Below are 17,355 nucleotides of genomic sequence, written 5' to 3'. Positions count from 1 at the left end.
CCCGCGTCCGCCGTCGACGTCGGGTGATACTGGCCCGTCCCCCCAGGCCAGGAGCACCGTGCAGATCTTCGTCAAGACCCTCACCGGCAAGACCATCGCCCTTGAGGTCGAGCCGTCCGACTCGATCGAGGCGGTCAAGCAGAAGATCCAGGACAAGGAGGGGATCCCGCCGGACCAGCAGCGGCTGGTCTTCGCCGGGAAGCAGCTCGAGGACGGGCGCACTCTCGCGGACTACACCATCCAGAAGGAGTCGACGCTCCACCTGGTGCTGCGCACGACGACGCCGCAGCTCGCCCCCGCGGTGTCGGGCGTGGACGCGACCGGCGCGACCGTGTCCTGGACGGCCCTGCCCGCCGCGACCGCCGGGTACGCGGTCACGTGGTCCGCCGACGGCACCACCTGGTCGACTCCCCTCACGACGTCCGGGACGACCGCCGTGCTGTCCGGCCTCCCGTCCGGGACGACGCTCACCGTCCGCGTCGAGGCCGTCGGGCTGACCGTCGTCGAGACCGTCACGCTCACCACCGCCGCGCCCGTCGTGGTCCCCGTCGTCCCGGTCGTGCCCTCCGCCCCCCAGGTCCCGGCCGTGGCACCGTCGCCCGGCGTCGCCACGACCTCCGCGGCGCCCGTGCGAGGTGCCGAGCTCGCCGCGACCGGCGCCTCTCCCGAGCTCGCGCTGGCCGCGGTCCTCGCGGTCGCCGTCGGGACGTCGCTCGTGCGCACGGCCCGGACGCGCCGCGCCCGCTGACGTCGCCGCCGGCCGGTCCGGCCGCCACCGCCGCTCGGCGGCTCGCTGACGTCACCCCCGGCGGTCTGGCCGACCTCACCCTTCGGCGGCCGGGCCGACCTCCCGGCTCGGCGGTCTTGCGGACGTCGCCGTTCGGGGGCCACCCTCGCCCGGGGCCGGGACCTAGGTCCCGGTGGCACTCCGCCGTCGGCGGGTCATGCTCGGCGCGTGCCGACGACAGCCCCGCACCGCGTCGCCCCGGTCCGCCGCCGCCGCGGCCCGGGCTGGGTGCCGCAGCAGCACGGGGCGTGGGCGATGCTCGTCGTCCCGGTGGTCGTCGGGTCCGTGCTCGTCGGGCCCGCGTGGCGGCACGGGCTGCTGCTCGTCGCCTGGCTGGTCGCGTTCCTCGCGTACAACGCCGCCGGGCTGTGGCTCAAGGCGTCCCGTCGCCCGCGGTACCGGCCGCCGGTGCGGGCGTACGGCGTGGCGACGGTCGTGCTGGGCGGGCTGCTGCTGGCCGTGGCGCCGTCGCTGCTGTGGTGGGCGCCGGTCTTCGGTGCGCTGCTCGCGGTGAGCCTCGGGTGCTCGGCACGTCGTGCCGACCGGTCGTGGCTCAACGACGGCGTCACCGTCGTCGCGGCGATGCTGATGACGGTCGTCGCGGCGGGGCTCGGGTCCCCCGGCCCGCTGCCGGGGGCCGACGACCCGCGCGCGTGGGCGGCGACGGGGGTCCTCGCCGCCTACTTCCTCGGCACGGTGCCCTACGTGAAGTCGCTCATCCGCGAGCGCGGCGACCGGACCGTGCTCGCCGTCTCGGTCGGCTACCACGCGGCGCTCGCCGCGGGCGCGCTCGCCGTCGTGGTCGTCCGCCCACCCGTCGCGGGTGGTGCCGTCGTGTGCGCGGCCGTCGCGCTCGGGCTGCTGGTGCGTGCGGTCCTCGTGCCCCGGCGGCGGCCGTGGCCGTCGGCGAAGGCGATCGGGCTGGGCGAGATCGCCGCGACGGTCGTCGTGACCGCCGCGACGCTCGCGGTCGTCTGACGGTCCCGCCGGGAGCCCCCGCCCGAGCCCGTCAGGTCGGGCCGGACGGCCGCGCGGGTCGGCCCGTGAGGACGGGCCGAGGTCGGCCGGCGGGTGAACCCGTCAGGACAGGCCGAGGTCGGCCAGGGTGAAGAGCGCGTGGTACGGCACGCCGAGGGCCTCGATCTTGGCCTGCGCGCCCGTCGCGCGGTCCACGATCACCGCGACGCCCATGACCTCGGCGCCGGCCTCGCGCGCGGCCTCGACGGCCGCGATCGGCGAGCCGCCCGTCGTCGAGGTGTCCTCCAGGACGACCACCCGACGACCTGCGACGTCCGGACCCTCGATGCGCCGCTGCATGCCGTGCGCCTTCGCCTCCTTGCGGACGACGAACGCGTCGAGGTCCTGCCCGCGCGACGCGGCCGCGTGCAGCAGGGACGTCGCGACCGGGTCGGCGCCGAGGGTGAGGCCGCCGACCGCGTCGATCTCGGCCGTGCCGAGCCCGACCTCCTCGAGCAGGTCGAGCATGAGGTGGCCGATCAGCGGTGCCGCACGGTGGTGCAGCGTGACGCGGCGCAGGTCGACGTAGTAGTCGGCCTCGCGGCCCGACGACAGCGTGACCTTCCCGTGCACGACCGCGAGGTCCTGGATGAGGGCGAGCAGCTGCTCGCGGGGCGTCGGCGAGAGGTCGTGGGTCACGGCCCCCAAGGCTAGACCGTGGGCCGCGGGCGGACGCCGCCGTCTCGTCCGTCAGGCGACGGTCGTCGGGGCGTCGCGACGGGCCGCGTCAGGCGTCGGCGTCGGTCGGGGCGTCCTCGATCGCACGGCGGTAGCGGCCGATCGCGCGGATCGCGGACCGCGGGGCGATGCGGACCAGGGCCGACATCGTGCGGTAGCGGGTGCTCGGGGTCGAGATGACGACGCCGCGGCGCACGTCGGCGAGGGCGGTCGCGACGACGTCCTCGGCGTTCAGCCACACGATCTCCGGGTACTGGCTCATGTCGATGCGGCCGCGCTCGTGGAACTCGGTGTGCGTGAAGCCCGGGTTCACGACGGTCGCGGTGACGCCCGTGTCCTTGAGCTCGACGGCGAGCCCCTCGGTGAACGAGCGCACCCACGCCTTGTGCGCCGAGTACGTGCCCGACGCCATGAGCGCCGCGACCGACCCGACGTTGAGGATCGCGCCACGGCCGCGCGCGACCATCGCCTCGGCGGCCGCGTGCGAGAGGACCAGGACCGCGCGGACCATGACGTCGAGCGCCGTGAGCTCGCGCTCGAGGTCGCCGCCGACGAACTCCTGGTTGATGCCGAAGCCGGCGTTGTTCACCAGCAGGCCGACGGGGCTCTCGTCGCTGCGCAGGCGGTCGGCGACGCGGGCGACGTCGTCGGCGTCCGTGAGGTCGGCGACCAGGACCTCGGCGCGGATGCCCGCGGCGGCCTCCAGCTGGGCGGCGAGGCGCGTGAGGCGCTCCTCGTCGCGAGCGACGAGGACGACGTCGTGCTTGGCGGTGGCGAGCTGCCAGGCGAACTCCAGGCCGAGACCGGCGCTGGCGCCCGTGACGAGTGCGGTTCCCATGCGGCCACCCTACGGACCGTCCCGGCCCCGACGCAGCGCTTCGGCGAGCCGTCCCCAGCCCGGCGGTGCGTCGCGGTGTCAACGGCACGCCGGCGGGGGTCCGCGGTGTGGGCCAGGGCTCGTAGGGTGGGCGGGTGCCAGCCGGACCCGCCCGCCCCGCCTCCCGAGCCGCCGCGTCGGCGGAGTGGACGGACGACGTCCCGCTGCCCGACGAGCCGCCGTTCGACCCGGGGTACGACGAGCCCCCGTACGACCCGTCCTACGACGAGCCGCCCTTCGACCCCACGTACGACGCGGCGCCGCCCGACCGCCCGTCGCGAGGCAGCGGCCCCGCGCGCGGTGCGACGGCGCGCCGGTCCGGCGACGAGGACCGCAGGGCACGCGACGAGGCCGCGCACGGAGCACCGGTCCCGGGCCGCAGCCGCCCGCGGGCGGTCACCGAGCCCGACGACGGACCGCGTCCCACGCCGCACGAGGTGCTGCAGCGCGTCTGGGGCTACGACGCGTTCCGCGGCGAGCAGGCGGAGATCATCGACACCGTCGTGAACGGCGGCGACGCGCTCGTCCTCATGCCGACCGGCGGCGGCAAGTCGCTCTGCTACCAGGTGCCCGCGCTCGTCCGGCCCGGCACGGGCGTCGTCGTGTCCCCGCTGATCGCGCTCATGCAGGACCAGGTCGACGCGCTCTCCGCGCTCGGCGTGCGCGCCGGGTTCCTCAACTCGACGCAGCAGCCGCACGAGCGGCGTGCCGTCGAGCAGGCGTTCCTCGACGGCGAGCTCGACCTCCTCTACCTCGCCCCCGAGCGGCTGCGCGTGCCCGACACGATCGACCTGCTCGACCAGGGCCGCATCGCGCTGTTCGCGATCGACGAGGCGCACTGCGTGTCCCAGTGGGGCCACGACTTCCGGCCGGACTACCTGCAGCTGTCGATGCTGCACGAGCGCTGGCCCGACGTGCCGCGCATCGCGCTCACCGCGACCGCGACGGCCGCGACCCACGCCGAGATCGCGCAGCGGCTGCAGCTCGAGGACGCGCGGCACTTCGTCGCGAGCTTCGACCGGCCCAACATCCAGTACCGGATCGTGCCGAAGGACAACCCGCGCGCCCAGCTGCTCGACCTGCTGCGCACCGAGCACGCGGGGGACGCCGGGATCGTCTACTGCCTGTCCCGGAACTCGGTCGAGCAGACCGCGGAGCACCTCGTCGCGAACGGCATCCCCGCGCTGCCGTACCACGCCGGCCTCGACCGCCTCGTCCGCGCGCGCAACCAGGCGCGGTTCCTGCGCGAGGACGGGCTGGTGATGGTCGCGACCATCGCGTTCGGCATGGGCATCGACAAGCCGGACGTGCGGTTCGTCGCGCACCTCGACCTGCCGAAGTCCGTCGAGGGCTACTACCAGGAGACCGGGCGCGCCGGGCGCGACGGGCTGCCGTCGACCGCGTGGCTCGCGTACGGGCTCGCGGACGTCGTGCAGCAGCGACGGATGATCGACACCTCCGACGGCGACGCCACGCACCGCCGCCGGCTGACGCAGCACCTCGACGCGATGCTCGCGCTGTGCGAGACGGTGTCGTGCCGCCGCGTCCAGCTGCTCAACTACTTCGGTCAGACGTCCGAGCCGTGCGGCAACTGCGACACGTGCCTGACCCCGCCCGAGTCGTGGGACGGCACCGTCGCCGCGCAGAAGCTCCTGTCGACGATCGTGCGGCTCGACCAGCGCAACCAGCGCTACGGCGTCGGGCACCTCGTCGACATCCTGCGCGGCAAGACGACCCCCCGCGTCCAGCAGCTCGGGCACTCCGCGCTCAGCACGTTCGGCCTCGGCACCGACCTGTCCGACGGCGAGTGGCGGGGGGTGGTCCGCCAGCTCCTCGCGCTCGAGCTCCTCGCCGTCGACTCCGACGGCTACGGGACGCTGCGGCTCGCTCCCGCGTCGGCCGAGGTGCTGCGCGGCGACCGCGAGGTCCGGCTGCGGCGCGAGCCCGAGCGCTCCGGCCGGTCGCGCGGCGGGTCGTCGGGCCGTGACCGTCGTGCGAGCGTCGCGGCTGACCTCAGCGACGACGCCGCCGAGCGGTTCGAACGGCTGCGGGCCTGGCGCGCCGGTGCCGCGAAGGAGCAGGGCGTGCCCGCGTACGTCGTGTTCCACGACGCGACGCTCCGGGAGATCGCGACGCAGCAGCCGGCCAGCGTCGAGGCGCTCGGGACGATCAGCGGCGTCGGCGCGACCAAGCTCGACCGCTACGGCGAGGGCGTCCTCGCGGCGCTGGAGGGCCAGCCCGCGGACTGACACCGCGGCGCCGCCAGGCGGGGACGTGCACGTGTCGGTCAGGCGAGGTCGACGTAGACGTCGAGGGCGCCCGCCGACGTGAAGCCGAGGGCCTCCAGGGATGCCGACTCCTCGGCGTCGTCGGGGTGTGCGAGAGCGACGCGCGCGCCCGCGGCGAAGGCGCGACCGAGCAGCCAGGCAGCCAGCGCGGTCCAGACGGGCGCGGCGGGGGCGTCGGGCAGCACGGCGACCCCCGACAGGTAGGCCGCCGGACCGGCCTGGCCGTCGGTCCGCAGCACGGAGCCCGTCGCCACGGGCGTGCCCTCGAGGGTCGCGAGCGCCACGGTCGCGGAGTGGGGTGCGTGCAGGTGCGGCGCGATCCACGCTGCCTCGAGCCCGGGGTCACCGGCGAACGCCACGGCGTCGACCGCGGCGACGGTCGCCAGGTCCTCCGGGCCGGCGGCGCGCACCCGCAGCCCGGCGACCGCCGGCGCCTCCACCGGACCGGCGTCGCGCAGGACGAGGTCCTTGCGGAACAGGAAGGTCCCGTGCGTCCACGGAGCCCCCGCGGGGACGCGGACGCCCCACGGCACGGCGAGCGGCTCGTACCAGGCGCACAGGGCGGCGACGTCCACGAGGGCGGGGTCGGTCACGTCCCCGTTGTTCCACTGCGGGTGCGGCAGTCCGCTCGCCATCAGGCGGACTCCGGGCGCGACACCGGTCGCACCGCCGCGACCCGTGCGGAGCAGACCGTGCTGCTCCCAGGCGTCGGCGTGCACGGTGCGGGCGAGGAGGGCACGCGGGTCCACGACCCGATCGTGCCGTGACCGGGTGGAGTCGCGCGGCCGACGCGCGAGACGACGGCGCGTACCGGTGCGCACGACAGGCGCGGGGCCCTAGCGTGGCGCCCGGTGCGTCGCTGCGGCGTCGCGCCAGATGAGAGGCCCATCCGCACGTCGAACGGAGTCACTGATGTCGACCACCCCGCCCGAGGGCACCGGACCGGCCGAGCCGGTCGACCCGACGGACCTGTCGAAGCCCCAGCCGCCCGTGGCGCCGCCGGCGCCCGCGTACGGTGGTGCGGCCCCCGCGGGCGCCGCCTACGGTGCGGCGGCGTACGGCTCCCAGCCCGGGTACGGGGCGCCCGCCGAGTCGGGCAAGTCGTTCGTCGCGACGTGGCTGCTCGCCTGGTTCCTCGGCGTGCTCGGCGTCGACCGGTTCTACCTGGGCAAGGTCGGCACCGGCATCCTCAAGCTCGTGACGTGCGGCGGCCTCGGCATCTGGGCGCTGGTCGACATCATCCTCACCTTGGCCGGCGTGCAGCGGGACAAGGCGGGGCGGCCGCTCGCCGGCTACGAGCAGCACAAGAAGCTGGCGTGGATCATCACGGCGATCGGCTTCATCCTGGGCTTCGCGGGCAGCGCCGCGAACCAGGCGACGATCACCGAGCAGTTCGACACGTCGTCGGCGATCGTCGTCGTCGTGCAGGACGTCGCCGTCTGAGTCGACCCACGACCGTCCGACGGGGGTGCTGCGTGCGCGCAGCACCCCCGTCGTCGGTCGGGACAGCCGCTGGTCAGGGCGCGGGCCGCGCCGGGCCTGTCGTCCCGCGCACGACGAGGTGCGTCGGCAGGAGGTCGACCGTCGGCGGGATGCCGTCGTCGCCGGCGCGACCGTCGAGGCGCCGGGGCCGGTCGATGCGCGCGAGCAGCAGGTCGGCGGCGCGCTGGCCGGCGCGCTCGAGCGGCGCGGCGACGGTCGTGAGGCCGGGTCGGACCAGGTCGGCGCCGAACACGTCGTCGCACCCGACGACGCTGAGGTCGCCCGGCACGTCGAGCCCGCGCGCGGTGAGGCGGTCGAGGATCCCGAACGCGAGCAGGTCGTTGAAGGCGAGCACGCCGGTGACGCCCGCGCCGCACGCGGCGTCCGCGGCGGCGGCACCGGCTTCGCGCTGCGGGGCGTAGGGGCCGAGGACGACGAGCTCGACGCCCAGGCGCCGGGCGGCGGGTCGCAGCGCGGCACGGCGGTGACGGTCCGACCAGGAGGTGCGTGGGCCGGACGCGTACGCGACGCGGCGGTGGCCGAGCGACGCGAGGTGCTCGAGGGCCTGGACGGCACCGCCGGGCGTGTCGAGCACGATGCCGTCGCCGTCGACGGGTCGGTTGATCGTGACGAGGGGCATGTCCCGAGCCCAGCGCGCGAGCGTCGAGTCCTCGAGCCGCGGTGCGGCGAGGATCGCGCCGTCGGCGGACGAGCGGATCATGCGCAGCGCGCGCTCCTCCGCGGGGACGGACTCCTCGGTGTCGACGAGGACGTGCGTGTACCCGTCGACGCGCAGGCGCGACTGGACGCCGCGCACGATGCCGAAGAAGAACGGGTTGGTGACGTCGGGCAGCACGAGCGCGACGGTGCCGGTGCGGCCCGAGCTGAGCGCGCGGCCGGACGCGCTGGGGACGTAGCCGAGCTCCTCGGCGGCGGCCCGCACGCGCGCGGCGGTGTCCTCGGTGATGCGGCCGGGTCGCGTGAGCGCGCGCGACGCGGTGGAGACCGCGACGCCCGCCGCGTCGGCGACGTCGCGGAGGGTGGGCCGGGTGCCCGGCATCGATGGTCTCCTCTCGGCCGCAGGTCGTCCGGTCGTCGTCGTCCGGCCTCCTGCGGCGGTGTCCATGCTGGTCCACGCGGTGCCCGGTTGGCAATATCTGGCAAGCGATTGCCGCATCGCCACGACGGTGTCTAGGCTCGACGACGGAACGGACCGCACGCGGCGACGGCGCCGCGCACGACGGGAGCACCGATGACGCCGCAGCACCCCGAGCCCACGACCGGCACCCCCGCGAGCCCGACGACCGGTGCCGCCGACCCGCGCGACGTGACGACGACCGCACCGGCCGCCGCGGACGGAGCCCGCCCCGCGACCCGACCGTCGGGCAGCGCGATCCGGTCTGCCGAGGTGCTGGTCAGCAGCCCCGACCGCAACTTCGTCACGCTCCGCGTCACGACCGAGGACGGCGTCGTCGGGCTCGGCGACGCCACGCTCAACGGGCGCGAGCTGTCCGTCGTCTCCTACCTGCAGGACCACGTCGTGCCGCTGCTGATCGGCCGGGACGCGCACCGCATCGAGGACACGTGGCAGTTCCTCTACCGGTCGGCGTACTGGCGGCGCGGCCCGGTGACGATGGCCGCGATCGCGGCGGTCGACGTCGCGCTGTGGGACATCAAGGCCCGGTACGCGGGCATGCCGCTCTACCAGCTGCTCGGCGGCGCGAGCCGGACCGGGATCATGGCGTACGGGCACGCGTCGGGCCGCGACCTGCCCGAGCTGTTCGACTCGATCCGCCACCACCAGGAGCTCGGCTTCCGGTCGATCCGCGTGCAGACGTCCGTGCCCGGCATCGACGCGGTCTACGGGGTCGCGGCGCAGCCGAGCAGCGGTGGGCGCTACGACTACGAGCCCGCCCAGCGCGCGCCGCTGCCCGCCGAGGAGGACTGGGACACCCGCGCGTACCTGCGGCACATCCCGCGCGTCTTCGAGGCCGTGCGCGGCGAGTTCGGTCCCGAGCTGCCGCTGCTGCACGACGGCCACCACCGCATGACCCCGATCCAGGCGGCGCGGCTCGGCAAGGACCTCGAGCCGTTCGACCTGTTCTGGCTCGAGGACTGCACGCCCGCGGAGAACCAGGAGGCGCTGCGGCTCGTCCGGCAGCACACGACCACCCCGCTGGCCATCGGCGAGGTGTTCAACACCGTCTGGGACTACCAGACGGTGATCCGCGAGCAGCTCATCGACTACGTGCGGTCCGCCGTCACGCACACCGGCGGGATCACCGCGCTGCGTCGCATCCTCGACTTCGCCGCGCAGTACCAGATCAAGTCCGGCATCCACGGCCCGACGGACATCTCCCCCGTCGGCATGGCCGCCGCGCTGCACCTCGACCTCGCGATCCACAACTTCGGCATCCAGGAGTACATGCAGCACGGCAGCCGCACCGACGAGGTGTTCCGGCAGTCGTTCACGTTCACCGACGGGTTCCTGCACCCCGGCGACCAGCCCGGCCTGGGCGTCGTCTACGACGACGAGGTCGCCGACCGCTTCCCGTACCAGCCGGCGTACCTGCCGTTCAACCGGCTCAAGGACGGCACGGTCCACGACTGGTGACGCGCCCCGCGCCGACCGGAACCGCACCACGGAAGGACCCGCGTGACCCGCACCGACGCCCACCCCATGTGGCTGCCCGACGAGGCGCTGCGTCCGCTCGGCGAGCGCCGCGTGCTCGTCGCCGCCGGGACCGACGACCCGGTCGGCGCGACCGTCGTGGCCGAGGTCCGCGCCGCGACCGCACGGTGGGGCGGGTCGGTCACGGTCGCCTCGCCCGACGCGTCGCTGCCGGTCGAGGAGGCGCGCGGGCACGACGTCGTGCTCGCGCTCGTGCAGCCGTCGACGCCGACGACCGCGTCCGACGACCCCGTCCGCACGCTCACCGCCGACGTGCCGACCGCGTCTGGGTCGTTCGGCGTCCTGCGCGAGGGAGCGACGACGACGGTCCTGGGGCTCGACCCGGTGGGCCTGCTGTACGGGCTCCACCACCTCGTCCGGGCGGGCGCGGGGACGTTCGACGGCGAGGCCGCGCTGACCTGGCACGCGCCGGTGAACGAGCTCCGGATGCTCGACCACTGGGACAACGTCGACGTGCACCCCGTGATGGGGCAGGTCGAGCGCGGCTACGCGGGCGGGTCGATCTTCTACGCGGACGGTCGCGTCCGTGAGGACTTGTCTCGCGTCGCCTCCTACGGGCGGCTACTCGGGTCGGTCGGCATCAACGCCGTCGCGATCAACAACGTCAACGTGCACCACACCGAGGCGCGCCTGCTCACGGACGGCCTGCCCGACGTCGCGCGCATCGCGGATCTCTTCCGCCCGCACGGCATCCGCGTCCACCTGTCGGTGTCGTTCGCGGCGCCCATGACGCTCGGCGGCCTGCCCACGTCGGACCCGCTGGACGCCGACGTGCAGGCGTGGTGGGCGGCGCGCGTCGCGGACGTCTACGACGCGGTCCCCGACTTCGGCGGGTTCGTCGTCAAGGCGGACTCGGAGGGTCAGCCCGGCCCGTTCGCCTACGGGCGCGACCACGCCGACGGGGCGAACCTGCTGGCCCGGGCGCTCAAGCCGTTCGGCGGGACGGTGTTCTGGCGCGCGTTCGTCTACGACCACAAGCAGGACTGGCGCGACCGGTCGACGGACCGCGCGCGTGCCGCGCACGACCACTTCTCCCCGCTCGACGGGCGGTTCGACGACAACGTCGTGCTCCAGGTGAAGTACGGGCCGATGGACTTCCAGACGCGCGAGCCCGTCTCCCCCGTGATCGCCGCGATGCCGCGCACGCGCCTCGCCGTCGAGCTCCAGGTCACGCAGGAGTACACCGGCCAGCAGAAGCACGCCGTCTGGCTGGGGCCGCAGTGGTCGGAGATCCTGCGCTTCCGGCCGTGGGGGGACGGCGGCCGGACCGTCGCGGACGTCGCGGCCGGGACCGGCGGGCCCGACGACGCCCGACGCGCCGGGCTGGTCGCGGTGTCGAACGTCGGCGACGACGCGTTCTGGACCGGCCACCCGCTCGCGCAGGCCAACCTCTACTCGTTCGCGCGCCTCGCGTGGGACCCGTCGGCGGACCCGCAGACGCTGCTCGACGAGTGGATCGGGCTCACCTTCCCGGACGCCGACCCCGTCGTGCGCGAGACGCTGCACCGGGTCCTCGACGACTCGTGGCGCACGTACGAGGACTACACGGCCCCGCTCGGCGTCGGGTTCATGGTCCGCCCCGGCCACCACTACGGCCCGGACGTCGACGGCTACGAGTACACGCCGTGGGGCACGTACCACTTCGCCGATCGGGACGGCATCGGCGTCGACCGCACGCGCGCGACCGGCACGGGCTTCACCGGGCAGTTCCCCGCACCGTGGCGGGACGTCTACGAGGACGTCACGACGTGCCCCGACGAGCTGCTGCTCTTCTTCCACCACGTGCCGTGGTCGCACGTGCTGCACAGCGGCGTCTCGGTCGCCCAGCACGTGTACGACACCCACTGGGACGGTGCCGCCCGCACGGTCGAGAACGCCGCCGCGTGGGACGCGATCGCCGGTCAGGTCCCCGCCGACCTGCACGCGCGCGTCGCCGAACGGCTCGCCGAGCAGGTGCGCAGCGCCCACGAGTGGCGCGACCAGCTCCGCACGTACGTCTTCCGCCACAGCGGCATCCCGGACGCGACCGGCCGAACGGTGTACTGACCCGATACCCACGAGCCGCGCCGGCGAGGTGGCGAGGAGACTGGCCCGATGCCTCGCCTCACCGATGCCGAGCTCCGCGCGACTCTGGCCGCCGCCGTCCGCGAGCGCACCGCCGTGCGGGTCACGCGGCGCATCCGGAAGGCTGCCTCGATCGACGGCTACGTCGTCGACGTCGGACGCGCGTGGCTGCTGGTCGCGGTGCTCGGCGACGACATCCGCCTCGACGGGTGGACCGCGGTCCGGTTGTCCGACGTCCGCCGAGTGCGTGAGCGGGTCGACGAGAGCGCCGCGTTCTACCGCGCCGCTCTCACGGCCCGCGGCGAGTGGCCCCCCGGCCCGCCCTCCTCGACGGGATCGCTGGATCTCGACGACGTCGGCGGGCTCGTGCGGACCGCCGGGGCTGCGGCTCCGCTCGTGACGATCCACGTCGAGGAGGACGACCCGTCGGTCTGCTTTGTCGGCCGGCCCGAGCGCGTCGGTCCGAAGCACCTGCGGCTGCGGGAGATCACCCCGGGCGCCACGTGGGACGACACGACCACGCGATGGCGCTTGCGCGACCTCACGCGGGTCGACGTGGGCGGCGGGTACGAGGACGCGCTCGCGCTCGTGGGCGGCCCGCCGCCGGCCTGAGCACGGGCCGGCTCGCGTCTCAGACGCCGACCTGATCGGGCCGTTCGTTGTGGGATTCAGCAATCTCGCGCGACGTCCCGCTCGAACGGGTCATCCACCGCGGAGTCGACCATTGCGAGGTCAGCGACGACGTCAGGATCGCCCACGGCGGGGAACAGAGCGGCGAGGTCGGCGACCGGGCGCCAGGTCGGACGCACCTCGGTGTGCGGGACGAGGTCCGCCACGGGACGGCCGTGCAGGGTGACGACGACACGCTCGCCCTGGGCGACGCGACGCAGCACGCCAGACGCGTCCCGCCTGAGCTCCCCCACGCCGATCGTCGTCATGGAGCCAGGTGGAGCACCGAGTACCGCTCACCGGCAGCCCTGCGTCTTCAGTCAGGTGGTGAAGCGGGTGGTCGCGTCGGTGATCACCGGGGTGGCGTTGCGGACCAGGAGAGCGACCAGCGGGGACGCGAGCAGGACGAGGAGCCAGTCGGTGGCGAGCAGCGCGATGCCGACCGCCACGACCACGAGCGCGAGCACCCCGAGCCCGCTGACCGGCTTCGCGGCGAGGTAGTGCGCGGACAGGCGAGCGACGTCGCGCGTGCGGAACGCGAACAGGGACGACAGGACGAGCGCGTTCCCCGCCCACACCAGGACGGCGACGGCGATCACGAGCGAGACGATCGCGAACGCACCGCCGGACCCGCCCAGCGCACCGGCGCCCGCGACGTTGATCGCGAGCACGGTCAGGACGACGAGCGTCGGCACCCACCACCGCAGCACGTCGCGCCAGTTCAGCCGGTACCCGCGCCAGTAGTGCCGCGCCGGTGACAGGTCGCGGTCGCCGGGCGGCGTCGTGAGCCAGTCGCGCCACGCGAAGACCGCGGCGGCGAGCGACGGTCCGAGGGGCACGGCCGCGAGCGCGAACAGCGGCGCGTTGCCGGGTGAGCGGTCGAGCAGGACGAACGCCAGGAGGGTGGGCAGGGACGTGAGGACGAGCAGGCCCTCGATCACGACGGCCCAGTAGACCGCCGCGGACCCGCGCGAGAACGGTCCGCGGCCGACCTCGGAGAACCGGTCGGCGTCCGCGCTCACGGCGCTCACCCTGCCGGGCCGTCGTCGGGTGTGCGCGGTGTGGGCAGCTCCGCGTCGCCCACGTCGACGTGCGCCCGCGCGCCGCTGAGGAGCGCCACCGCGCGACCCGTGCCGGGCGGGTCGGCGACGAGCCGGTCGTCGTCGACGCCGAGCAGCCGCCGGTCGTCGAGGCCCTCGTGGAACGTCTCGGCGACGGGCGTGACCTCGACGAACGTCACCTCGTGGCGGGCGAGGGACAGGTCGAGCGAGACGCGGCCGTCGACGACCGGGTAGGCCGCGTGCGCCGACGACGGGCGCGCGAGGTCGCGCAGGACGTCGACCTGCCGCTCGGTCGGCGAGAACGGGCGGCCGAGCTCGCGCCAGGCGGCGAAGGCGTTGCCCTCGTGCTCGTTGACGCGCTCGCGCACGACGAACGCGGTCGCCGGACCGCCGACGACACCGTCCGCGTCGCCACCCGCACCGACACCGACCGGCACCGACAGTCGCAGCTCGTGCCGCTCGTGGGCGGGCGCACCGTCGGTTCCGCCGACGGGCTGCCAGGCGAGCACGGTGACGCGCCCCTCGTCGTCGACGCAGACCAGGTGGTCGTCGCCGCGCGCGAGGACGTGCCGGCCCATGCGGGCCAGGAACGCGAACAGGTGGTAGGTCGGCTTGGGCACCTGCCGGTGCGTGAGCAGCCCGAACCCGCCGTGGAAGAACGACGTGGGGATCCACGCCTCCTCGAACACGTCGCAGAACGTCCAGTAGGAGAACGAGTCGACGTGGTCGCCGCCCCCGACCATGACGGGCGCGAGGTAGGCCGCGTTGTAGGCGGTGTCGTGGATCGGGTTGTCCGGGCAGTACGAGGTGTTGAACTCCGTGACGTGCACGGGCAGGTCGGCGAGCGGGTGGCCGGCGAGCAGCCGGCGCGGGGTCGCGAACTGGTCGAGCAGGTCCTGCGGCGGCTTGAGCGTCTGGTAGCTGCCGAACGGGACGTGCTGCGCGGGGCCGGACGCGTACGCGTGCACGCTGAGGAAGTCGCACGGCACGTCGCGGCCGGTCACGAAGTCGGCGAACGGCTGCCACCAGTCGTCGGCCCCGGGCGAGATGGCCGGGCCGCCGACCTGGAGCGACGCGTCGACGTCCTTGATCGCGCGCGCGGTGACCTCGTACAGCCGCAGGTAGGCGTCCTGGTCGGCGTCCTTCCAGAACTGCACGAGGTTCGGCTCGTTCCACACCTCGATCGGCCACTGCCGGACCTCGTCGATCCCGTAGCGGTCGACCAGGTGCCGCACGAGCGCGGTCACGAGGTCGGTCCAGTCCGACCACGAGGACGGCGGCGTGATGTTGCCCTTCCACCAGAAAACGGTGTCGTCCCCCGACGCGAGCACCGACGGCATGAACCCGAGCTCGACGAACGGTCTGATGCCGAGCGACAGGAACGCGTCGTGCACCTGGTCGACGTAGGTGAAGGAGTGCCGGCGCCCGGACCGGTCGCCGATCGACCAGGGGCGCAGCACGCCCATGTCGTCGGACAGCAGCCCGTGCCCGCGGATGTGCCGGAACCCGATGTCGCGCTGCACCATCGCCAGGGACTCGCGGTAGTCGGCGCGCAGCGCGAGGTTGAGCCGGCCGGTGCCGACGCAGTGCCGCCACGCCTCGGGCAGCGGTCCGAGCGGGGTGGCCGGGACGACGACACGGGTCACGGGGTCTCCTGGAGGACGAGCACGTCGGCGGGCGCGAGGGTCAGGGTGTCACCGCGGCGGACGACGCGTCCGGTGAGGGCGTCCGTGCCCTCCACCTCGGACGTCACCGTGAGCGGCGTGCTCCCATGGTGCAGCACGAAGCGGTACCGGGTGCCGTCGGGCTGCACGCGGTCGACGACCTCGAGCGCGGGCTCGTCGGCGTGCGGACCCATGAGCCCGTGCTGGTCGAGCACGTGCCGCAGGACGCGTGCGACCCCGTCGTCGTCGAGCCCGGTGCCGACGTGCCAGGCGGCGCCCTCGCCGCGGGCGGCACGCGTGACCGCCGGCGTGCCCGCGTAGAAGTCGGCGCCGTACGTGCCGACGACCTCGGTGCCGTCGTGCGGGACGAGGAGCTCGAAGACGAGCGTCGCCGGGTGGGTCGTGGAGCCGTTCCAGTCGATCGCGCCGTCGGTGCCGGGACCCCCGAGGCGCAGCGTGACGGGGTTCGCGACGTCGGGCGCGGCGGAGTCGGTCTCCTCGACGCGGACGCCGAGCAGCGCGTCGAGCGGCGGCTCCCCGAGGAACGCGTTGTCGTCCTCGTCGACCCGGCCGCCGTAGAAGGTGGTGACGAGCGAGCCGCCGCGGTGCACGAACGCGGTGAGCCGCTCGGAGACGTCGCCCTTGAGCAGGTGGAGCAGCGGCGCGACGACGACGTCGTACCCCGCCAGGTCCGCGGTCACGGGTACGACGTCCACGGCGGCGTTCGCCGACCACAGCGCCCGGTGGTACTGCAGCAGCGTCTGGACGTAGGAGACGTGCCGGTTGTAGCCGTCGGTCATCTCGACCGCCCACCACGAGTCCCAGTCGAGCAGCAGCGCGACGCGCGCGGGCGTGCGCGCGCCGAGGACGCCGTCCCCCAGGGTCTTCAGCGACGACCCCAGGGCGGACGCCTCGCGGAACACGCGCGTGTCCGTCCGCCCCGAGTGGTCGATCACCGCGCCGTGGTACTTCTCGCACGCGCCCCTCGACTGGCGGAGCTGGAAGAACAGCGTCGCGTCGGCGCCGTGCGCGACCGACTGCCACGTCCACAGCGCGAGGACGCCGGGCCGCTTCACGGGGTTCACGTCGCGCGACGCCGTGATCGACGGCGTCTGCTCCATGACCCAGATCGGCGCACCGCCGCTGACCCCGCGCATCGCGGCGTGCGTGGCCGCCATCCGGGCGGCCGTGCGCAGCGGGGTGTCCGCGGGCGGGTAGTTGTCCCACGTCACGAGGTCGAGGTGCGGCGCCCACCGGTGGTAGTCGACCGGCTGGTACAGGCCCATGAAGTTCGTCGTGACGGGCGTCGTCGCGTCGTGCGCGCGGATCGCGGCCTTCTCCGCGACGAACCCGCCCAGCAGCGCGTCCGACATGAAGCGGCGGTAGTCGAGCGTCGTCCCCTGGAACGCGGTGTGGTGCGGGCCGCGCCAGTGCTCCGAGAGCATGGTCGGCGGCTGGATCTCGTCCCAGTCGGTGTACGTGTGCGACCAGAACGTCGCGTTCCACGCGTCGTTGAGGCGGTCGAGCGTGCCGTACCGCTCGCGCAGCCAGACGCGGAACGCCGCCGCGCACAGCGGGCAGTAGCACGCGCCGCCGTACTCGTTGCCGACGTGCCACGCGACGACCCCGGGATGGCCCGCGTACCGCTGCGCGAGCCGCGACGCGAGCTCCACCGACAGCCGGCGGAAGTCCGGCGACGACGGGCAGTGGTTGTGCCGCTGCCCGAACACGTGCCGCCGGCCCTCGAAGTCCACGCGGCAGGCGTCCGGGTAGGCGCGCGCGAGCCACGGCGGCATCGCTCCCGACGGCGTGGCGAGCACGACCTCCCGCCCGGCCTGCGCCGCCCGGTCGACGATCGCGTCGAGCGTCGAGAAGTCGTACCGGTCCTCCGCGGGCTGCAGGTGCGCCCACGCGAACACCCCGACCGTGACGGTCGTGATACCGGCCTCGTCGAACGCGCGGTGGTCGTCCTCCCACACGTCCTTCGGCCACTGCTCGGGGTTGTAGTCGCCGCCGTAGCGGACCTGGTTGCTCACGATTCGGCACGTCTCCCGGGACACAGGGGTGGAACGGCGG

At 74.5% G+C, this 17,355-nt stretch carries 15 protein-coding genes; 7 read left to right on the top strand and 8 right to left on the bottom strand.

What is annotated here, in order from left to right; translation table 11 throughout:
* The first annotated feature begins 58 nt into the window (after positions 1-58).
* A complete protein-coding gene (locus KOV94_RS01370) occupies positions 59-748 on the top strand; it encodes a ubiquitin family protein (protein WP_160142901.1) in 690 nt (229 codons plus the stop codon).
* A gap of 207 nt (positions 749-955) precedes the next feature.
* Positions 956-1,765: a YwiC-like family protein gene (locus KOV94_RS01365; RefSeq protein WP_124343364.1), complete on the top strand. Its 810-nt coding sequence runs from the start codon at positions 956-958 to the stop codon at positions 1,763-1,765.
* A gap of 102 nt (positions 1,766-1,867) precedes the next feature.
* Here KOV94_RS01365 and pyrE read toward each other — a convergent pair whose 3' ends face one another.
* Entirely contained in the window at positions 1,868-2,443 is a 576-nt protein-coding gene (pyrE, locus tag KOV94_RS01360; RefSeq protein ID WP_124343365.1) for an orotate phosphoribosyltransferase, read from the bottom strand.
* Between the two features lie 88 nt (positions 2,444-2,531).
* Positions 2,532-3,320, bottom strand: coding sequence for an SDR family NAD(P)-dependent oxidoreductase (locus KOV94_RS01355; protein ID WP_124343366.1), 789 nt, complete (start codon positions 3,318-3,320; stop codon positions 2,532-2,534).
* A gap of 476 nt (positions 3,321-3,796) precedes the next feature.
* On the opposite strand from KOV94_RS01355, the gene recQ reads away from it, so the two are divergent.
* Positions 3,797-5,608: a DNA helicase RecQ gene (gene recQ / locus KOV94_RS01350; protein ID WP_372449430.1), complete on the top strand. Its 1,812-nt coding sequence runs from the start codon at positions 3,797-3,799 to the stop codon at positions 5,606-5,608.
* A 38-nt stretch (positions 5,609-5,646) separates the two neighbouring features.
* Here recQ and KOV94_RS01345 read toward each other — a convergent pair whose 3' ends face one another.
* Positions 5,647-6,396, bottom strand: coding sequence for a hypothetical protein (locus KOV94_RS01345; protein WP_218051013.1), 750 nt, complete (start codon positions 6,394-6,396; stop codon positions 5,647-5,649).
* A gap of 163 nt (positions 6,397-6,559) precedes the next feature.
* On the opposite strand from KOV94_RS01345, the gene KOV94_RS01340 reads away from it, so the two are divergent.
* Positions 6,560-7,090: a TM2 domain-containing protein gene (locus KOV94_RS01340; protein WP_124343369.1), complete on the top strand. Its 531-nt coding sequence runs from the start codon at positions 6,560-6,562 to the stop codon at positions 7,088-7,090.
* 73 nt (positions 7,091-7,163) lie between these two features.
* On the opposite strand, the gene KOV94_RS01335 is transcribed toward KOV94_RS01340, so the two are convergent.
* Entirely contained in the window at positions 7,164-8,189 is a 1,026-nt protein-coding gene (locus tag KOV94_RS01335) for a LacI family DNA-binding transcriptional regulator (protein ID WP_124341397.1), read from the bottom strand.
* A gap of 192 nt (positions 8,190-8,381) precedes the next feature.
* Here KOV94_RS01335 and manD point away from each other — a divergent pair, with 192 nt between their 5' ends.
* From manD to KOV94_RS01320, 3 genes are all read left to right on the top strand, one after another.
* Positions 8,382-9,743: a D-mannonate dehydratase ManD gene (manD, locus tag KOV94_RS01330; RefSeq protein WP_225915901.1), complete on the top strand. Its 1,362-nt coding sequence runs from the start codon at positions 8,382-8,384 to the stop codon at positions 9,741-9,743.
* A 66-nt stretch (positions 9,744-9,809) separates the two neighbouring features.
* Positions 9,810-11,867: an alpha-glucuronidase gene (locus tag KOV94_RS01325; protein WP_218051234.1), complete on the top strand. Its 2,058-nt coding sequence runs from the start codon at positions 9,810-9,812 to the stop codon at positions 11,865-11,867.
* 48 nt (positions 11,868-11,915) lie between these two features.
* Positions 11,916-12,497: a hypothetical protein gene (locus KOV94_RS01320; RefSeq protein WP_124341398.1), complete on the top strand. Its 582-nt coding sequence runs from the start codon at positions 11,916-11,918 to the stop codon at positions 12,495-12,497.
* A gap of 56 nt (positions 12,498-12,553) precedes the next feature.
* Here the strand turns inward: KOV94_RS01320 and KOV94_RS01315 are convergent, their stop codons facing one another.
* From KOV94_RS01315 to KOV94_RS01300, 4 genes are read right to left on the bottom strand one after another with little or no spacing between them, the layout of a single operon-like run.
* Entirely contained in the window at positions 12,554-12,823 is a 270-nt protein-coding gene (locus KOV94_RS01315) for a type II toxin-antitoxin system Phd/YefM family antitoxin (protein ID WP_218051012.1), read from the bottom strand.
* Between the two features lie 51 nt (positions 12,824-12,874).
* Entirely contained in the window at positions 12,875-13,576 is a 702-nt protein-coding gene (locus KOV94_RS01310) for a DUF624 domain-containing protein (RefSeq protein WP_218051011.1), read from the bottom strand.
* Between the two features lie 5 nt (positions 13,577-13,581).
* Positions 13,582-15,261 carry a GH39 family glycosyl hydrolase gene (locus KOV94_RS01305; RefSeq protein WP_218051010.1) on the bottom strand — a complete coding sequence of 560 codons (1,680 nt, stop codon included), beginning with the start codon at positions 15,259-15,261 and terminating at the stop codon, positions 13,582-13,584.
* Positions 15,258-17,315 carry a beta-galactosidase gene (locus tag KOV94_RS01300; protein WP_308160305.1) on the bottom strand — a complete coding sequence of 686 codons (2,058 nt, stop codon included), beginning with the start codon at positions 17,313-17,315 and terminating at the stop codon, positions 15,258-15,260. Before KOV94_RS01300 ends, KOV94_RS01305 begins: the two co-directional genes overlap by 4 nt.
* Between the last annotated feature and the right edge of the window lie 40 nt (positions 17,316-17,355).

The sequence above is a fragment of the Cellulomonas algicola genome, from assembly GCF_019024305.1.
Classification (GTDB): Bacteria; Actinomycetota; Actinomycetes; order Actinomycetales; family Cellulomonadaceae; genus Cellulomonas; species Cellulomonas algicola.
This window is presented reverse-complemented; position numbering and strand designations above follow the sequence as displayed.